Below are 17,032 nucleotides of genomic sequence, written 5' to 3'. Positions count from 1 at the left end.
CGCGGGCAAGCCTCGCTCCTACAGGGTTTCGCTGTTCTTGTAGAAGCGAGGCTTGCCCGCGAAGCTTTTAGAGGGTCAAGGTCAATTTGCTGATCAGCGCGCCGGGTAACAGCGCCGATGCCGTGGCCCGCTGGCTGTAAGTGCTCGCCGACAGCAACAACTCACGCTCTTCGGTCAGCGCTTCCAGCTGCGAACCCAGCAAACTGTAAGCACTGTCGTCAAAACGCATGGTGCTGACCGGTGCCTGTATCTCGCCATTCTCGACCCAGAACGTCGCAAACCGCGTCATGCCGGTCATGCGTGCCATCGGTTGGTCCGAGTAATTCAGGTACCAGAGGTTGCTGATGTACAAGCCCGTGCCCAGTTGCTTGAGGATCTCGGCATCGGCAAGCGCGCCTGGCGCCATGTTCAGCGCGGTCGGCGATTCACCGCCGCTGGCGCCGTTGGCCGTCAGGCCGTATTCGGCGGCGCTGCGTGAGCCGACCAATTGCGCGCCGGCCTTGCCTTCGACGATCAGCTTCAGGTCACTGCGTGGATAGCCTTCGCCAGAAAATGCCGGGCTCAACGAACCGCTGACTTGCTCGTCAAGGGACACCAGCGGACTGAACGAATGGTCGCCCGCATAGAGTTTCTGCAACGGACTGCTCTTGCTGGCAATCGACTGCGCCGAAAAGCCACCCCAGGACAACATGCCCATGATTTCTTCCAGCGCGGCCGGTGCCAGGTAAGCGCGATACTGACCCGGTGCCAACGTACGCAATGGTCGACCGAGAAACTCAAGCTGCTCACGCGCCTGCTGGAAGCGCCGGGCAAACCCTTCGCTGTTCCAGTCATGCCCGGCGTAGCTGGCTTTCACCGCCTGGCCGTTTGCATGAAACAGGCTGAAGTCGAAGTTGAAGCTGTTGGCCTGATGCCAGCCGAACGCGCCTGAGGAACTGGCGAAGCCGCGACTGATTGGGCCGGCGGCATAGAAACCCACCAGATCCAGCCCCTCGGCGGCCCGGGTGATTTCGGCGACCACCTGCTCGGTGTCCGGCAGCGGATGCTCCTGCACATTCTTGCTTTGCCAGCCGGTGTAGTTGAGCAGCAAGTACGGATCCTGCGGCAGCAGCGGCAGGGTGTCGCGCAACTGTTGCAGGCCTTCGGCCAGACGCTGGGCGTCAACGTGCGCATCGCCCGACAGCGTGATGTCGAGGTCAGCGTGGCGACCGTCGTTGATCAGTTTGAGACCGACGCTCGCCTGTTGCACCTGCCCGGCCTGCCGCACCTTGGCATGATTGAAACGCACGAAGGCCGACGACTCGGCGGCGTAGCTGAGGGTGAATTGCTCCGGTTCGCGAATCGCCTCGCGCAACCCGTTGACCAAGGCCTTGAACGAATCAGCCTGACTTTTGAAGTGCTCATCAGGCGTCTCCCCCAAATACATCCACGTTGCTGAACACGCAGGCCGGTGATGCATGGCCGACACGGATCACCTGATTCGGTTCGCCCTTGCCGCAGTTCGGCGTGCCCAGAACCTTGAAGGTGCTGGCGTCGCCAACGGCGCTGAGGCTTTTCCAGAACTGCGCGGAAATTGCCCGGTAGTTCGGGTTTTTCACCACGCCTTTGAGTTCGCCGTTTTCGATCAACTGGCCCCATTCGCAGCCAAACTGGAACTTGTTGCGCGCATCGTCGATGGACCAGGAACGGTTGGTGCTCATCAAAATACCGTGCTCGATGTTGCCGATCAGTTGTTCCAGCGGCTGATCGCCGGGCTCGATATTGAGGTTGGCCATGCGGTCGATCGGTGGACGGTTCCAGCCGCAGGCGCGGCTGTTGGCAACGCCGTCCATGCCAGCGCGGAACTGCGAAAGTGCACCGCCCAATGGACGCAGGAGCAAGCCCTGCTTGATCAGGAATTGCTTGCTCGCGGCAGTGCCGTCGTCGTCATGACCGTAGCTGGCGAGCTGCTCGGGAATGTCCGGGTCGAAGGTGACGTTCAGCAGTTTCGAACCGTACTGCAAATGGCCGAAGTCTTCGGCCTTGACGAAACTGGTGCCGGCGTAATTGCGCTCGTCACCGAGGATGCGATCGAGTTCCAGCGGATGACCGATGGATTCGTGGATCTGCAGCATCATCTGATCAGGCATCAGCAGCAGGTCGCGTGGGCCTTGCGGCGTGTTCGGCGCGAGCAGCAATTGCAATGCTTGATCGGCAACTTTTGGACCGGCGCCGATCAGGCCGCAACGGCTGATGACATCAGCGCTGCCCTGTTGACCGAAGTTCTCGCGACCGAGGCTGCGGGTCTGGCTGTCGTTGCCATCGTAGGCCGTGACATCGAGGCCCGGATAGACGAATCGCTGGGCCTGGCGCAGCTCGGCACCGGCGCTGTTGAGGTAGATCTGCTCGACATGGGTGATGCCGATGCTGACCTGCCAGTTCATCAGTCGCTCGTCCTTGGGCACCGCCGCGGATTCGGCGCCGAGCAGTTGGTAGCAATCGCTCAGGGACGGGAAGGGCTGGTCGAGGTTCGGCGAAAAATAGTCGGCGCGGTCGCTGGAAACGGCTTGCTCACGCAGGTCCAGCAGCGCGTGAGGCTTGAGCAGGCGAGCTTGTTGCTCGGCTCGGTCCAGCGCCGATTGCAGGCCTTGCGGCGACAGGTCGTTGGTCGCGGCGTAGGCTTCAACGCCGTTGACACGAACGGTCAGCATCGCGCCTTCGTCACGGCTCAGGCTCGGAGGTTCGGCAACGTTCTTGCGTACCGACAGGTACTGGCCGGACTCGCGCACGTATCGCAGAGAAAAGAATTCAGCGCCCGTGCGCAAGGCAGCAAAGCGCTGCTTGAGCTGGGGGTGGAAATCGAACATTCGGGAACCTCCTTGGTCTGGAGTGGCGATGCAGCGGTGTTGCGAAGGGGGGTGAAACGTTTGCGTGGCGCTAGATTAGGCCTGCGTGGGGGTAGGATCAAGCGCAGAGCTGCGTAGGAAATATTTAATCAGCGTGAAGGCCGAGGCTCGCGGGCAGACCGTGTCGTGATCTGCTCGCGATGGCATGGGTTACGGTGGTGAGAGGGGGCGGGGCTTACTGCCCGCCATAGAGATAGACGACCGCCGTCAGATAAATCATCAGGCTGGCCAGGAAAGCGGGAAGTATTTTTCTGGTTTTGGCGACCGCAATGAAGGTCCCCAGCAGCAGGATCAGCTTCAGCGCATCCAGGCTTTCAAACTGTTGCATCAGGCTCGGCGCATCCTGTTTGTTGAAGGCCGTGTCATAAATGATGACCCCCAGCATGGCTTGTGCGCTGTAGTTGATAAACCGATAAAACGAACCGTGGGTGCGCGTCAGCGCCGTCGTGTTTTTAAAGGCAAAGGGCAGGGCGCGAAACGCCAGTGCGCTGACGGCGGCAAAGCCGATCAAAAACCAAAGTGTCATTGGCTGCGCGCTCCTTGTTCGGTCCAGGCGTTTTCAATCAGCACGGTCACGCCACCGATCAAAAACGGTGTGATGAGCAAGCTGTAATCCTTGAAGAACAACACCAGCACTGGCGCGCCGATGAAGCCCAGCCAGTAGCTGGACACTTCGGCGTAATGCGGCCAGTGTTTGCCGGCCAGTGCCGTGAACTGAAGCGGCAACAGCATCATCATCACGGCCGTAGTCACCGGCGACGCCAACCCGGCACCGGCGATGAAGCCGATGCAGGTGCACGCAATCGACACGGCAAATATCGGCAAGCCCACGCCGAGCATGTAAGTGAAGGGGTGATCGGTTCGTTGTTTGAAGCGGGTCATGCAGGCCGTGAATATCGACGGCGTTATCAGGATCAGCGAGGGCAGTATGTTGCTTGTCGAGACGTGCTTCAGGTACGGCGCCAGCGCGGCCGAGAGCAGCAGAAATCGCACGTTGAGCGCCAGAATGACCGGAATCAACAGCCAGCCATCGTTGTAGTTTTGCAGAAGCAAAAACTGTAGCGGCGTAGAAAATATCAACAAGGTTGTTGCCAGGGTCTGCCCCAGGGTTAACGACTGTGCGGCGCCTACCATCCCGATCGACAAATACAGAAACAGGAAGGCGACACCGAAGCTGATCGCATCCCGTGCGCCTTCCTGGAAGACCTTGGCTGACGAATGACAAGGCGGTTTTCCAGCAACCATCAGCAAGTTTCCCGCGGACAGTCGGATGCATTCAGCGCGTAATACTGTTTCCTGGGGCCTTTGCTGCGAAACAGCAGGCGAGGTGTGGTGGCCAGTGTTGAAGTGGCGGCCTGGGTGCGCACGGCATCTTCACTCATGTTCAGCATGGGGCGCGCGTGCAGGATCTTATGGTTGGCCACGATCAGGAAGGTTCCGGTCTCGGCTGTCGAGACACTGTGCCTGGCGGTGGGCAGCTGGGCTCTGATCTTGTCGAGGACATGTTGGCCGCCGTTGACCGCTCGCATCCGCTCACCGTTGTGCGGGTCGATCCGGAAGTCCAAAGAAAACCGGTAGCCGTAGTGGTCGTCGTATTCGACGACATTGCGAATTCGCTCTTTCGAACCGTTGACGTTTTTGCCTGAAATAAACCTGGCTTGCATGCCAAGCAGTGTTTCAATTTCTTCGTTATCAAGGTCGCAGAGCAAGTCTGCGGGAAAATAATAAGCCGTCGGCGTATGAGTAGTGTCTCGACAAACTGTTAATGCCAGGAAGTCCACGCTGAGGTTTTCATACAAGTCGTCGGAGTGCGGTGTGATATCTCCATAGCCATTTCCCCATTCCCGATATTTTTCTGCCGCCGGTTTAAGATATAAGGCTTTGTGTTCTTCATAGTCGTATTTGATGTCAACCAGATGGAACAAGTCGGCGAGCGCTTCATGCACCGTCAGGGCCAGCCTGGGTGAGTCGAGGTGGAAGATATTCTTGATGCACACGGCGGCCACGCCGTCGTGTGCTTGCCCTAATTTATCGAAATAGTAGGCATCTTCCGGGTGGAGGTAAGTTGCAAAAATATTGATCAGCTGGATTTTCAGCTCATGAATACTCAGGTCGTGATTTTTCATCCACCACGCTTCGATCATGCCGCTGAGATAGTTGAAGTTCAGAGTGATTGTTGTTTCTTTTGCTATTGCTTGTCGGAATAAGCTGGCTGATACAGTTGGGTTTGAATAGTGGGTATTCATTATCATCCTTGATAATCAGGTTTTTGATTGGCGCTGATCTTAATGCAACTATTAAGTTTGAAGTGCTCTGTAAGTGTTGCGGGTTTTGTTGCGGGCTGGACAGGGTGAGTGGTTTATTCAAGGCAATAAAAAACCGCCAGCCTCCGAAGAGGTGGCGGTTTGCGGTGTTGCAGAGCGGCTATCAGCGTGCTGTCGCGCTCACATCACGCACAGGCTTGCCTTTCACCGGAGCGTCACCGGCCACGTAGTAGCTGGCAGTGCTGCGCGGCAATGGCTTGCGACCACGGATCTTGTCGGCGATTTTCTCGGCGATCATGATCGTCGGCGCGTTCAGGTTGCCGGTGGTGATGATCGGCATGATCGAGGCATCGACCACGCGCAGACCTTGCATGCCGTGCACACGGCCTTCGCCATCGACCACCGCCATCTCGTCGGTGCCCATCTTGCACGAGCAGGACGGGTGGAACGCGGTTTCGGCGTGTTCGCGGATGAACTTGTCGAGCTGCTCATCGGTTTGCACTTCAATGCCCGGGCTGATTTCGCGGCCACGGAAAGCGTCCAGTGCAGGCTGTTGCATGATTTCACGGGTCAGGCGGATGCCGTCGCGGAATTCCTGCCAGTCCTGCTCGGTGGCCATGTAGTTGAACAGGATGCTCGGGTATTCGCGCGGATCCTTGGACTTGGCCTGGATGCGACCACGGCTCGGCGAACGCATGGAACCCATGTGCGCCTGGAAACCGTGCTCTTTCACACCGTTGCTGCCGTTGTAGTTAATCGCGACCGGCAGGAAGTGGTACTGGATGTTCGGCCATTCGAATTCCGGACGGGTGCGGATGAAACCGCCGGCTTCGAACTGGTTGCTGGCGCCGATGCCGGTGCCGTTGAACAGCCACTCGGCACCGATGGCCGGCTGGTTGTGCAAGAGCAGCGACGGGTACAGCGAAACTGGCTGGGTGCAGGCGTATTGCAGGTACAGCTCGAGGTGATCCTGCAGGTTTTCGCCGACGCCTGGCAGGTCGTGGACCACCGGGATGTCGAGCTTGTTCAGCAGTTCGGCCGGGCCGACGCCGGAACGTTGCAGAATCTGCGGCGAAGCGATGGCGCCGGAGCACAGCAGCACTTCTTTGCGGGCGCGGACTTCAACGCGCTCTTCAGCGGCGCCGATCAGGTAACGCACGCCGACGGCACGCTTGCCTTCGAACAGGATCTTGTCGGTCAGGGCGTGAGTGACGATGGTCAGGGTCGAGCGCTTCTTGGCGACGTCCAGGTAACCGCGAGCGGTGCTGGCGCGACGGCCCTTCGGCGTCACGGTGCGGTCCATCGGGCCGAAGCCTTCTTGCTGGTAACCGTTCAGGTCTTCGGTGCGCGGATAACCGGCTTGCACGCCGGCTTCAACCATGGCGTGGAACAGCGGGTTGTTGCCGGCTTTCGGCGTGGTCACGCTGACCGGACCTTCGCCACCGTGGTAGTCGTTAGGGCCGATGTCGCGGGTTTCGGCCTTGCGGAAATACGGCAGGCAGTTCAGGTAGTCCCAGTCTTCCAGGCCTGGCAGTTTGGCCCAGTTGTCGTAGTCCATCGCGTTGCCGCGGATGTAGCACATGCCGTTGATCAGCGAAGAACCGCCAAGGCCCTTGCCGCGACCGCATTCCATCCGGCGACCGTCCATGTGTGGCTCTGGATCGGTTTCGTACGCCCAGTTGTAGCGACGACCTTGCAGCGGGAACGCCAGGGCCGCTGGCATTTGCGTGCGGAAATCCATCCGGTAATCCGGGCCGCCTGCTTCGAGCAGCAGGACGGTGACGCCTTCGTCTTCAGTCAGACGGGTCGCCAGGGTGTTACCGGCCGAGCCGGCACCGATGATGATGTAATCGAATTCTTGGGACATTGAATGCACCCTCTTTAAATATGGTCAGGTCTGGCGAGTGCTTCGCACTCGATCGCCAGCAGGCTGGCTCCCACATTGGAATGCGTACTCCTGTGGGAGCCAGCCTGCTGGCGATGACGGCCTCGCAGGCGAAGCGGATATCGCCTTAGAACACCGAGGCGTAATCGCCCAGCTCAACCTGTACCGATTTGATGCGTGTGAAGTTGTTCAGCGAGCTGATGCCGTTTTCACGACCCACACCGGATTGCTTGTAGCCGCCGACCGGCATCTTCGCGTCGGACTCGCCCCAGGCGTTGATCCAGCAGATACCGGCTTCCAGTTGATGAATCACGCGGTGAGCGCGGTTCAGGTCCTTGGTGACGACGCCCGCGGCCAGGCCGAAGTCGGTGTCGTTGGCGCGACGGATCACTTCTTCTTCGGTTTCGTAAGTCAGGATCGCCATCACCGGGCCGAAGATCTCTTCGCGAACGATGGTCATCTCGTCGGTGCAATCGGTGAACACGGTCGGTGCGACGAACGCGCCTTTAGCGAATTCGCCGTCGGTCAGACGGCCGCCGCCGCACAGTACGCGAGCGCCTTCTTCTTTGCCTTTGGCGATGTAGCCCAGCACGCTTTCCATGTGGGCGAAGCTGACCAGCGGGCCGAAGTTGGTGTTTTCGTCTTCCGGATTGCCGACGCGGATGCGCGCAACGCGCTCAGCGATCTTGGCTTCGAAAGCGGCTTTCAGGTGGCTCGGTACGAACACGCGAGTGCCGTTGGTGCAGACCTGGCCGGAGCTGTAGAAGTTGGCCATCATCGCGGTGTCGGCGGCGCGATCGAGGTCGGCGTCGTCGAAAATGATCAGCGGGGATTTACCGCCCAGTTCCATGGTGACGTCTTTCAACGACGAAGCGGAAGCGCTGGCCATGACCTTCTTGCCGGTGTCGGTGCCGCCGGTGAAGGAGATTTTTTCGATGCGCGGGTGCTCGGTCAACCAGGTGCCGACTTCACGGCCGCTGCCGGTCAATACGTTGAACACGCCGGCTGGCAGGCCTGCCTCGGTGTAGATCTCGGCCAGTTTCAGCGTGGTCAGGGAAGTGACTTCGCTTGGCTTGAAGATCATCGCGTTACCGGCCGCCAGGGCAGGCGCGGATTTCCACAGGGCGATCTGGATCGGGTAGTTCCACGCGCCGATACCGGCCACGACGCCCAGCGGCTCGCGACGGGTGTAAACGAACGAAGTGGTGCGCAGCGGGATCTGCTCGCCTTCGATGGCGGGTACCAGGCCTGCGTAGTATTCCAGCACGTCGGCGCCGGTAACGATGTCGACATACTTGGTTTCGGAGAACGACTTGCCGGTGTCCAGGGTTTCCAGGGCGGCCAGTTCATCGTTGCGCTCGCGCAGGATGTCCACAGCGCGACGCAGGATGCGCGAACGCTCCATGGCAGTCATTGCAGCCCAGATTTTCTGGCCCTTTTCGGCGCTGACTACAGCGCGCTCAACGTCTTCCTTGGTCGCACGCTGTACTTTTGCGAGGACTTCACCGTTAGCCGGGTTGATGGCTTCGAAAGTGGCGTCGCTGCTCGCGTCGGAGTAACCGCCATCGATGTAGAGTTTTTGCAGTTCGAAACGGGCCATAGTGTCCTCGCAAGTGCATAAGTGGTTGGCGTTGACCACTGGGCGTGCCGTGTAGCGCTGGCACGCTGGTCAGTGGCGGTTCAGGGGTTGAGCGTTTTATGTGTGCTCTAACTCACCTGCTTGGCCAGTTGGAAATCCATGTATTCGTAAGCGATCCGGTGCGCCTGTTCCGTGTCGAAAGCATCTCCCGACAGCGCGCCGCGCAACCACAAACCGTCAATCAACGCTGCCAGGCCCCGGGCTGCACTGCGCGCATCATCGAGCGGCAATACGCGGCGGAACTGGCAGCACAGGTTGGAATACAGACGGTGATCGTTGATCCGCTGCAACCTGTGCAAAGACGGGTGGTGCATGCTGGTGGCCCAGAAGGCCAGCCAGGTTTTCATTGCCGGGCCATTGACCTGGCTGGCGTCGAAGTTGCCTTCGATGATCACCTGCAGATGCGCCCGCGGGCTGGCATCTGTCAGCGCCTGACGGCGCGCGGTGACGTTCTCGCTGAGGACACTCATCAGGTACTGCGCCGTGGCAGCGATCAGGCCGTTCTTGTCCTGAAAATAGTGACTGATGATGCCGTTCGAGACACCGGCCAAACGGGCGATCAGCGCAATGCTGGCGTCCCCCATTCCGACCTGATCGACGGCCAGCAAGGTGGCTTCGATCAATTGCTGGCGGCGGATGGGTTGCATACCGACCTTGGGCATCTTGCACATCTCCTTAGGCCTTCCGGCAGACGCAAAACGTCTATCGGATTGAGGGCCAGTCTATTTTGTTTTGATTGAACGTTCAATCAACAAAGAATAAGATCTGCGACAAATCGTCGCTGCTTACAGGTTTTTCCTACGTGTAAATGGCGATAACCCGACATCCAAAACGGCTCGAAACCCCTACGCACTGGTGCTTAAGGGTTTCGGGCTTTTTTCGGGTTGTCTTTATATCACCCGCCGGTCGGCTGCCAACTAACCGATTGGTCGGGTAACGCGCTGCCTTGTGTTCTTCTCTCGCACTGCCTGGAGCATCTGTGCCATGAGTTCTGCCTCTCTAATAAAGACCCCGCCCGAGAAGGTGACGGTCAACGGTTGGGTGTTCTACACCTCTACCGCGCTGATTCTGCTGTTGACCGCCATTCTGATCATCGCCCCGCAAGAGGCTGGCAGATTGCTCGGTATCGCCCAGGCCTGGCTGTCCCGCAGCTTTGGCTGGTACTACATGGTGGTGATCGCCGCTTACCTGGTATTTGTGGTCGGCCTGGCGTTTTCGTCCTACGGCAAGCTCAAACTGGGCAGCAAGGACGACACCCCGGACTTCAGCTACGGCGCCTGGGCGGGGATGCTGTTTTCCTCGGGTATCGGCATCTCGCTGTTGTACTTCGGTGCGTCCGAGCCGCTGGATCACTACTTCAACCCGCCGGAAGGCGTGTCGGCCAGCAACCTGGCCGCGCGTCAGGCGGTACAGCTGACCTTCCTGCACTGGGGTCTGCACGGCTGGGCGATTTACGCCTTGGTCGGCCTGGCCGTGGCGTACTTTGCTTACCGCCACAACCAGCCGCTGGCGTTGCGTTCGGCGCTGTATCCGCTGGTCGGTGAGCGTTGGGTCAAGGGCGCGGCCGGTCACGCGGTGGACGGCTTCGGCATGTTCGTGACCCTGTTGGGTCTGGTGACGAACCTGGGGATTGGTTCGCTGCAAGTGTCGTCGGGCCTTGAAAACCTGTTCGGCATGGAACACAGCAACACCAACCTGCTGATCGTGATCATCGTGATGAGCACCGTGGCGACCATCGCCGCCGTGTCGGGTGTGGAAAACGGCATCCGTCGTCTGTCCAACCTGAACATCGTGCTGTTCAGCGGCCTGCTGATTTTCGTGCTGCTGTTTGGCCCGACCTTGCACCTGCTCAACGGCTTCGTGCAAAACGTCGGTGACTACCTGAACGGCGTGGTGCTGAAGACCTTCGACCTCTATGTGTACGAAGGCGACAGTGAGAAGTCCGACCGCTGGTTGGGCCTGTGGACCCTGTTCTACTGGGCCTGGTGGATTTCCTGGGCCCCATTCGTGGGCATGTTCATCGCGCGTATTTCCCGTGGTCGTACCGTGCGTGAACTGGTGGCCGGCGTGCTGCTGATTCCGTTGGGTTTCACCCTGGCGTGGTTGTCGATCTTCGGTAACTCGGCTCTGGACCTTGTGATGAACCACGGGGCGGTGGAGCTCGGGAAGACGGCGCTGGAACAGCCGTCCATGGCGATCTACCAGTTGCTTGAGCATTACCCGGCGTCGAAAGTGGTGATCGGCGTGTCGATTTTCGTCGGTTTCGTGCTGTTCCTGACCCCGGCGGATTCCGGCGCGGTGATGATGGCCAACCTTTCGTGCAAGGGCGGCAACGTCGACGAAGATGCGCCGCACTGGCTGCGGATCTTCTGGTCCGTTGTGATCACCCTGGTGACCATCGGCCTGCTGTTCGCCGGTAACTTCGAAGCCATGCAAACCATGGTGGTGCTGGCCGGTCTGCCGTTCTCGGTGGTGCTGGTGTTCTTCATGTTCGGCTTGCACAAGGCCATGCGCCAGGACGTGCAGATCGAACAGGAGCAAGCGGAGTTGGCGGCGCGCGGTCGTCGTGGTTTCAGCGAGCGTCTGACTCAGTTGGACCTGCAACCGAACCAGTCGATCGTTCAGCGTTTCATGGACAAGCAAGTCAGCCCGGCGCTGGAAGAGGCCGTGGTGCAATTGCGTGGTAAAGGCCTGGACGTGCAAACGTTGTTGGGCAAGTCCAAGCGTTGCATGGGCGTGCGCATCGAGATGGAAGAGGGCAACCCTTTTGTCTACGAAGTGAGCCTGGACGGTTATTTGGCAGCGGCGAGCGACACGGTGTCGGCTGAAAGTGCCGATGAACCTCGCGCCCGTTATTACCGCGCCGAGGTGTACCTGCACAACGGCAGCCAGGATTACGACCTGATGGGCTTCACTCAGGATCAGATCACTCGTGACGTGCTCGATCAGTTTGAAAGCCATCGGCAGCTCCTTGGCCGGGTTTATAGCTAATTAAGTTGTAAGTGACGCGGTGTTTCAGTCTGAAGCACCGCGTCGGCTTCATCGCCAGCAGGCTGGCTCCCACAAGAGAATGCATTTCAATGTGGGAGCCAGCCTGCTGGCGATGGGGGCTTCAACTTCAACACTGCATCACCCGATATCCCACAAACAAAAACGCCGCGATCCTGTCGCGGCGTTTTTGTGTGTGTTGCCTTACCCCAGGTTCTTGCCGAGCAGCGCGTGATACAGCTCGCTGTCGCCGAGAATCCCGACCACTTTGTTGTTGTCGTGCAGCACCAGTTTGTTGCCGGTGTGATAACGAATCTGCAGCGCATCGCGCATGCCGATGTTGGAGTCCACCAGCGTTGGGCGACGGCCCAGGCCTTCCACTGCTTGCCCCGGGATCCAGTTCTGCAGGTCCAGGCTCGCACCGTTCTGGCGTGCGCCTTTGATGGTGTTGCCTTCCGCCAGGTCCAGCCACGAATCGCCACCCGGATCCAGGCAGACCGACCCGTTGATGCGCTTGCAGTTGTCCAGGGTGCGCATCAGGCTGCGACCGCACAAAACGTTCAGCGGATTGGTGTGGGCGACAAAGGTCCGCACATAGTCGTCCGCCGGGTTGAGAACGATTTCTTCCGGCTTGCTGTACTGGACGATCCGACCGTCTTTCATGATCGCGATACGGCTGCCCAGCTTCAGTGCTTCATCGAGGTCGTGGCTCACGAAGACGATGGTTTTGTTCAGCTTGCTTTGCAGCTCCAGCAGTTCGTCCTGCAGGCCTTGGCGGATCAATGGGTCGAGGGCCGAGAACGGTTCGTCCATCAGCAGAATGTCGGCGTCCATCGCCAGCGCGCGGGCCAGGCCCACACGTTGTTGCATACCGCCGGAAAGCTCGTTGGGTTTCTTGTTGCGCCATTGGGTCAGGCCCACCAGCTCAAGTTTTTCATCGACCAGTCGTTTGCGTTCCTTCTCCGGCCGACCCTGCATTTCCAGACCGAAACTGATGTTCTCGCGCACCGTCAGCCATGGCATCAGGGCGAATTTCTGGAACACCATCGCAATGCGCTTGGTGCGCATCATTTTCAGTTCCGCCGGGGTGCAGGAAGCGATGTCGATCTGCTTGCCTTCGTGCTCGACGAACAGCTTGCCACGGCTCACGGTGTTGAGGCCGTTGATGCAACGCAGCAGGCTGGATTTGCCGGAGCCGGACAGGCCCATCAGCACGCAGATTTCGCCTTTCTCGATATCCAGGCTGGCCTTTTCGACGCCGACGATCTGCCCGGTCTTTTTCAGGATCTCGTTACGGGTCATGCCCTGGTCGAGAAGTTTCAAGGCTTCGCGCGGATCTTTGGTGAAGATCACGTCGACGTCTTCGAAGCGAATAATGCTCATGCGTCACCCCCTACTTTAGCGTCGGGTTGTTTGCAGATACGGTCGAGCATGATCGCCAGCAATACGATCGCCAGGCCTGCTTCGAAGCCCAGGGCGATATCAGCAGTGTTCAGTGCATTGACCACGGGTTTGCCCAGGCCGTCGGCGCCCACCAGTGCCGCAATCACCACCATCGACAACGACAGCATGATGCACTGGGTGATACCGGCCGCGATGCTTGGCATGGCGTGGGGCAATTCAATCCGTGAGAGCAGCTGACGTCGCGAGCAGCCAAAGGCTTTGCCTGCGTCCATCAATTCTTCCGGGACATCGCGAATACCCAGGTAAGTCAGGCGGATAGGCGCGGCAATCGCGAACACCACCGTGGAGATCAGACCCGGGACCACACCCAGACCGAAGAGGGTCAGGGTAGGAATGAGGTAAACGAAGGTCGGTACGGTCTGCATCAGATCGAGCACCGGACGCATCAGGGTGTAGAACATCGGTTTGTGCGCGGCGACGATGCCCAGCGGCACGCCGATGACCACGCAGACCAGGGTGGCGAACAACACCTGGGCTAGGGTTTCCATGGTTTCCTGCCAGTACCCCAGATTGAGGATCAGCAGGAAGGAAGCGATGACGAAAGCAGTCAGCCCCCATTTTCGTTGAATAAAGTGTGCCAGTAGCGCGATGAGGCCGATCAATGCCAGCGGGTTGAACCAGGTCAGCGCAAAAGTCACGCCGTGGATCATCGTTTCCAGTGACACGGCGATTGCGTCGAAGGTGTTGGCGCCGTGTTGCGTCAACCATTCAACGAAGCCCGCGATGTACTGGCCTAGAGGTATTTTCTGATCAATCAGCATGGTAGTGAACGTCCGCATGCAAGGAAATAAACAGCCCGGGCGGGCGAGCCCGCCCGGCGTAAGCGGTGCTTCTTAATTCAAGGCTGCGCGAGCTTGGCTTTCACGGCGTCCAGGCCAGGTTTACCGTCAATGGTGGTCACGCCAGCGAGCCAGGTATCGAGCACCTGTGGATTCTTCTTCAGCCAGGCCTTGGCGGCCGCGTCAGGCTTCATTTTGTCGTCCAGGACGTTGCCCATCAGCGTGCTTTCCATGTCGAGGGTGAACACCAGGTTTTTCAGCAACTGTCCAACGTTGCTGCATTCCTGGGCATAACCCTTGCGGGTATTGGTGAAGATGGTCGCCTGACCGAAGTTGGGGCCGAAGAACTCGTCGCCGCCAGTCAGGTACTTCATCTTGAATCGTGTGTTCATCGGGTGCGGTTCCCAGCCCAGGAACACCACGGCGGTGTTGCGGCGCTGGGCGCGATCGACTTGCGAGAGCATGCCGGCTTCGCTGGATTCGACCACCTTGAAACCGGCGGCTTTCAAGCCGAAGGCGTCTTTGTCGATCATGCTCTGGATCAGACGGTTGCCGTCGTTACCCGGTTCGATGCCATAGATCTTGCCGTCGAGTTCTTTCTTGAACTTGGCGATGTCGGCGAAATCTTTCAGACCTTTGTTATACAACTCTTCCGGGACGGCGAGTGTGTATTTTGCGTTTTCGAGGTTGGCACGCAGGGTGTCCACGGTACCGGCATCGCGGTAGGCCTTGATGTCGTTTTCCATGGTCGGCATCCAGTTACCCAGGAATACGTCCATGTTCTTGCCGTCGGCCAGCGACTTGTAGGTCACCGGCACGGAAATCATTGTGGTTTTGGTTTTGTAGCCCAGGGCATCGAGCACGACGCTGGTGGTGGCTGTGGTGACAGTAATGTCAGTCCAGCCGACATCGGAAAAGTTTACGGTACTGCACTGAGCGGGTTCTGCGGCTTGAGCCAGTAACGGCAGACTCAGCATGGCGGCCAACAACAACGACGGGGAACCTTTCATGGATGGACTCCTTGGTGTTTTTTTTGGCAGTGTTCCGACTGTGGACCACCGCACTTATAGGTTGCGGTTGGATGGCGTTTTGGAGACAGCTCTACCACGGCGCCTTGCAATCGAGTCGATACGATCATGTACCAGTGAAAATCTGACGCCTACAGGGTGCGTCGTATCCAGTACAGGGATGGTCGCATCCAGTGTCGGTGACGTCGTTTACAGATTTTTTCAGCCCCGTTTGCCCACCTGAGCCGCAAAAAAACGGCGAAAAAGCAGCGTAAAACGCACACGGCGCTGGTGGACAAGAGTGCGTCGGTACTGGACGTCGAGCGACACGGTAAAAGCCTGATGATGCAGCCATACCGGCGGATTGCAGCTTGAGCGTAGCAGCTCCGTCACCGGGCGCTTTTGCGCCTGGAGTTGGCATATCCAGGAGTTCGGCAGTAATGGCTATCAGCGTTTTCGACCTGTTCAAAATCGGCATCGGCCCTTCCAGTTCGCACACCGTGGGGCCGATGCGCGCCGCGGCGCTGTTCGTGCAAGGTTTGCGTGAACGGGGGCTTTTGGAGCAAGTGCGGCGTGTCGAGGTCCAGCTTTATGGTTCGTTGTCGGCCACCGGCATTGGGCACGGCAGCGACAACGCTGTGATCATGGGCCTGATGGGCGAATGGCCGGACGCGATCGACCCGTCGCAAATCGGCATCCGCATTGAAACCCTGCGCGAAACCCACACCCTGCTGCTGGACGGCCGCTTGCCGGTGCCGTTCATCTGGGCGCGGGACATGCGCCTGATCGACGAAAACCTGCCGTTCCATCCGAACGCGATGACCCTGGTCGCCGAAGGCGATGACGGCGAGTTGCATCGCGACACCTACTATTCCGTCGGCGGCGGCTTTGTCGTCGATGAAGCGCAAGCCACCAGCGGTGTGGTGGATCTGGATCGCACGGTGTTGCCGTACGATTTCTCCAGCGCCGCCGAGCTGCTCAGCCTCTGCCAGAAGCACAACCTGCGTGTGGCCGAATTGATGATGGCCAACGAGAAGGTCTGGCGCAGCGAAGACGAAATCCGCGCCGGCCTGATGAAACTCTGGCGGGCCATGCAGGATTGCGTCGAGCAAGGCCTCAAGCACGAAGGCATCCTGCCCGGCGGCCTGAATGTGCGCCGTCGCGCGGCCAAATTGCACCGCAGCCTGCAAGAACTGAACAAGCCCAACGTCATCGGCTCAACCCTGAGCGCGATGGAATGGGTCAACCTGTTCGCCCTCGCGGTCAACGAAGAAAACGCGGCCGGCGGGCGCATGGTCACGGCGCCGACCAATGGCGCGGCGGGGATCATTCCGGCGGTGTTGCACTACTTCATGAAGTTCAGCGAGGTGGTGACGGACGCCAACGTGGTCGACTATTTCCTCGGTGCCGCGGCGGTGGGGATTCTGTGCAAGAAGAACGCCTCCATCTCCGGCGCGGAAGTCGGTTGCCAGGGCGAAGTCGGATCGGCTTGCGCGATGGCGGCGGCCGGGTTGGCGGAGATTCTCGGCGCCACGCCGGAGCAGTTGTGCAACGCGGCGGAAATCGGCCTGGAACACAACCTCGGCCTGACCTGTGACCCGGTCGGCGGGTTGGTGCAGGTGCCGTGCATCGAGCGCAACGCGATTGCCGCGGTGAAAGCGATCAACGCGGCGCAGATGGCGTTGCGTGGTGACGGCCAGCACTTTATTTCGCTGGACCGGGTGATCCGCACCATGCGAGATACCGGGGCAGATATGCATGACAAATATAAAGAGACATCGCGGGGCGGGTTGGCGGTTAGCGCGGTTGAGTGCTGAGACCGAGGCGATCCCATTCGCGAGCAAGCTTCGCTCCTACAGGGATCGTACGGTGCTCTTGTAGGAGCGAGGCTTGCCCGCGAAGGCGTCAGACCAGTCAAAACTGCGCGCTAAGTGAACACCGGATTGAAAACGCGCCACGTTTTGGCGCGTCGCTTACAGATAAGCGCATTGCAACACGTCAGGGATCCAAACCGGCCCTGACCGTCCGTCCCCTGTGCCTGCGGTGACACTCTTTCCGAAGTCGTCGCAGGCCTGTTCCCACAAGTGCTACCGATTTGCTCACACGCAACGCGGCAGAGCG

13 protein-coding genes are annotated in these 17,032 nt (G+C 59.3%); 2 read left to right on the top strand and 11 right to left on the bottom strand.

The window, feature by feature from the left end; all coding sequences use genetic code 11:
* Window positions 1-67: 67 nt before the first annotated feature.
* From K5R88_RS18690 to betI, 8 genes are all read right to left on the bottom strand, one after another.
* Window positions 68-1,420, bottom strand: a complete 1,353-nt coding sequence (locus tag K5R88_RS18690; RefSeq protein ID WP_226298179.1) for a TldD/PmbA family protein — start codon at window positions 1,418-1,420, stop codon at window positions 68-70.
* Window positions 1,404-2,846: a TldD/PmbA family protein gene (locus tag K5R88_RS18685; protein WP_226298178.1), complete on the bottom strand. Its 1,443-nt coding sequence runs from the start codon at window positions 2,844-2,846 to the stop codon at window positions 1,404-1,406. Before K5R88_RS18685 ends, K5R88_RS18690 begins: the two co-directional genes overlap by 17 nt.
* Before the next feature lie 214 nt (window positions 2,847-3,060).
* Complete coding sequence (locus tag K5R88_RS18680) at window positions 3,061-3,396, bottom strand: AzlD domain-containing protein (protein WP_230427571.1); 336 nt, start codon at window positions 3,394-3,396, stop codon at window positions 3,061-3,063.
* 11 nt (window positions 3,397-3,407) lie between these two features.
* On the bottom strand, window positions 3,408-4,130 hold the full coding sequence (locus K5R88_RS18675; protein WP_226298176.1) for an AzlC family ABC transporter permease: 723 nt from the start codon (window positions 4,128-4,130) through the stop codon (window positions 3,408-3,410).
* The gene (locus tag K5R88_RS18670) at window positions 4,130-5,131 is read right to left on the bottom strand and encodes a hypothetical protein (protein ID WP_226298175.1); all 1,002 of its coding nucleotides are present in this window, start codon (window positions 5,129-5,131) and stop codon (window positions 4,130-4,132) included. The genes K5R88_RS18675 and K5R88_RS18670 overlap by 1 nt, the downstream gene beginning before the upstream one ends.
* Window positions 5,132-5,312: 181 nt before the next feature.
* Entirely contained in the window at window positions 5,313-7,016 is a 1,704-nt protein-coding gene (gene betA / locus K5R88_RS18665) for a choline dehydrogenase (RefSeq protein WP_192227581.1), read from the bottom strand.
* Between the two features lie 145 nt (window positions 7,017-7,161).
* Complete coding sequence (gene betB, locus K5R88_RS18660; protein WP_008033273.1) at window positions 7,162-8,634, bottom strand: betaine-aldehyde dehydrogenase; 1,473 nt, start codon at window positions 8,632-8,634, stop codon at window positions 7,162-7,164.
* 107 nt (window positions 8,635-8,741) lie between these two features.
* Window positions 8,742-9,335 carry a transcriptional regulator BetI gene (gene betI / locus K5R88_RS18655; RefSeq protein ID WP_008033272.1) on the bottom strand — a complete coding sequence of 198 codons (594 nt, stop codon included), beginning with the start codon at window positions 9,333-9,335 and terminating at the stop codon, window positions 8,742-8,744.
* Between the two features lie 379 nt (window positions 9,336-9,714).
* On the opposite strand from betI, the gene K5R88_RS18650 reads away from it, so the two are divergent.
* Complete coding sequence (locus K5R88_RS18650; RefSeq protein WP_226300271.1) at window positions 9,715-11,664, top strand: BCCT family transporter; 1,950 nt, start codon at window positions 9,715-9,717, stop codon at window positions 11,662-11,664.
* Between the two features lie 201 nt (window positions 11,665-11,865).
* On the opposite strand, the gene choV is transcribed toward K5R88_RS18650, so the two are convergent.
* The 3 genes from choV to K5R88_RS18635 all read right to left on the bottom strand — a co-directional run bounded on the left by choV (window position 11,866) and on the right by K5R88_RS18635 (window position 14,914).
* Window positions 11,866-13,044, bottom strand: coding sequence for a choline ABC transporter ATP-binding protein (gene choV / locus K5R88_RS18645; RefSeq protein ID WP_008044794.1), 1,179 nt, complete (start codon window positions 13,042-13,044; stop codon window positions 11,866-11,868).
* Window positions 13,041-13,886, bottom strand: a complete 846-nt coding sequence (gene choW, locus K5R88_RS18640) for a choline ABC transporter permease subunit (protein ID WP_008033268.1) — start codon at window positions 13,884-13,886, stop codon at window positions 13,041-13,043. The genes choV and choW overlap by 4 nt, the downstream gene beginning before the upstream one ends.
* A 77-nt stretch (window positions 13,887-13,963) precedes the next feature.
* Window positions 13,964-14,914 (bottom strand): choline ABC transporter substrate-binding protein, encoded by a 951-nt coding sequence (locus K5R88_RS18635; RefSeq protein ID WP_223434072.1) that lies wholly within the window; start codon window positions 14,912-14,914, stop codon window positions 13,964-13,966.
* Between the two features lie 437 nt (window positions 14,915-15,351).
* On the opposite strand from K5R88_RS18635, the gene K5R88_RS18630 reads away from it, so the two are divergent.
* Window positions 15,352-16,728, top strand: a complete 1,377-nt coding sequence (locus K5R88_RS18630) for an L-serine ammonia-lyase (RefSeq protein WP_223413610.1) — start codon at window positions 15,352-15,354, stop codon at window positions 16,726-16,728.
* Window positions 16,729-17,032: the final 304 nt, after the last annotated feature.

Source organism: Pseudomonas sp. MM213 (assembly GCF_020423045.1).
In the GTDB taxonomy this organism is placed as follows: Bacteria; Pseudomonadota; Gammaproteobacteria; order Pseudomonadales; family Pseudomonadaceae; genus Aquipseudomonas; species Aquipseudomonas migulae.
This window is presented reverse-complemented; position numbering and strand designations above follow the sequence as displayed.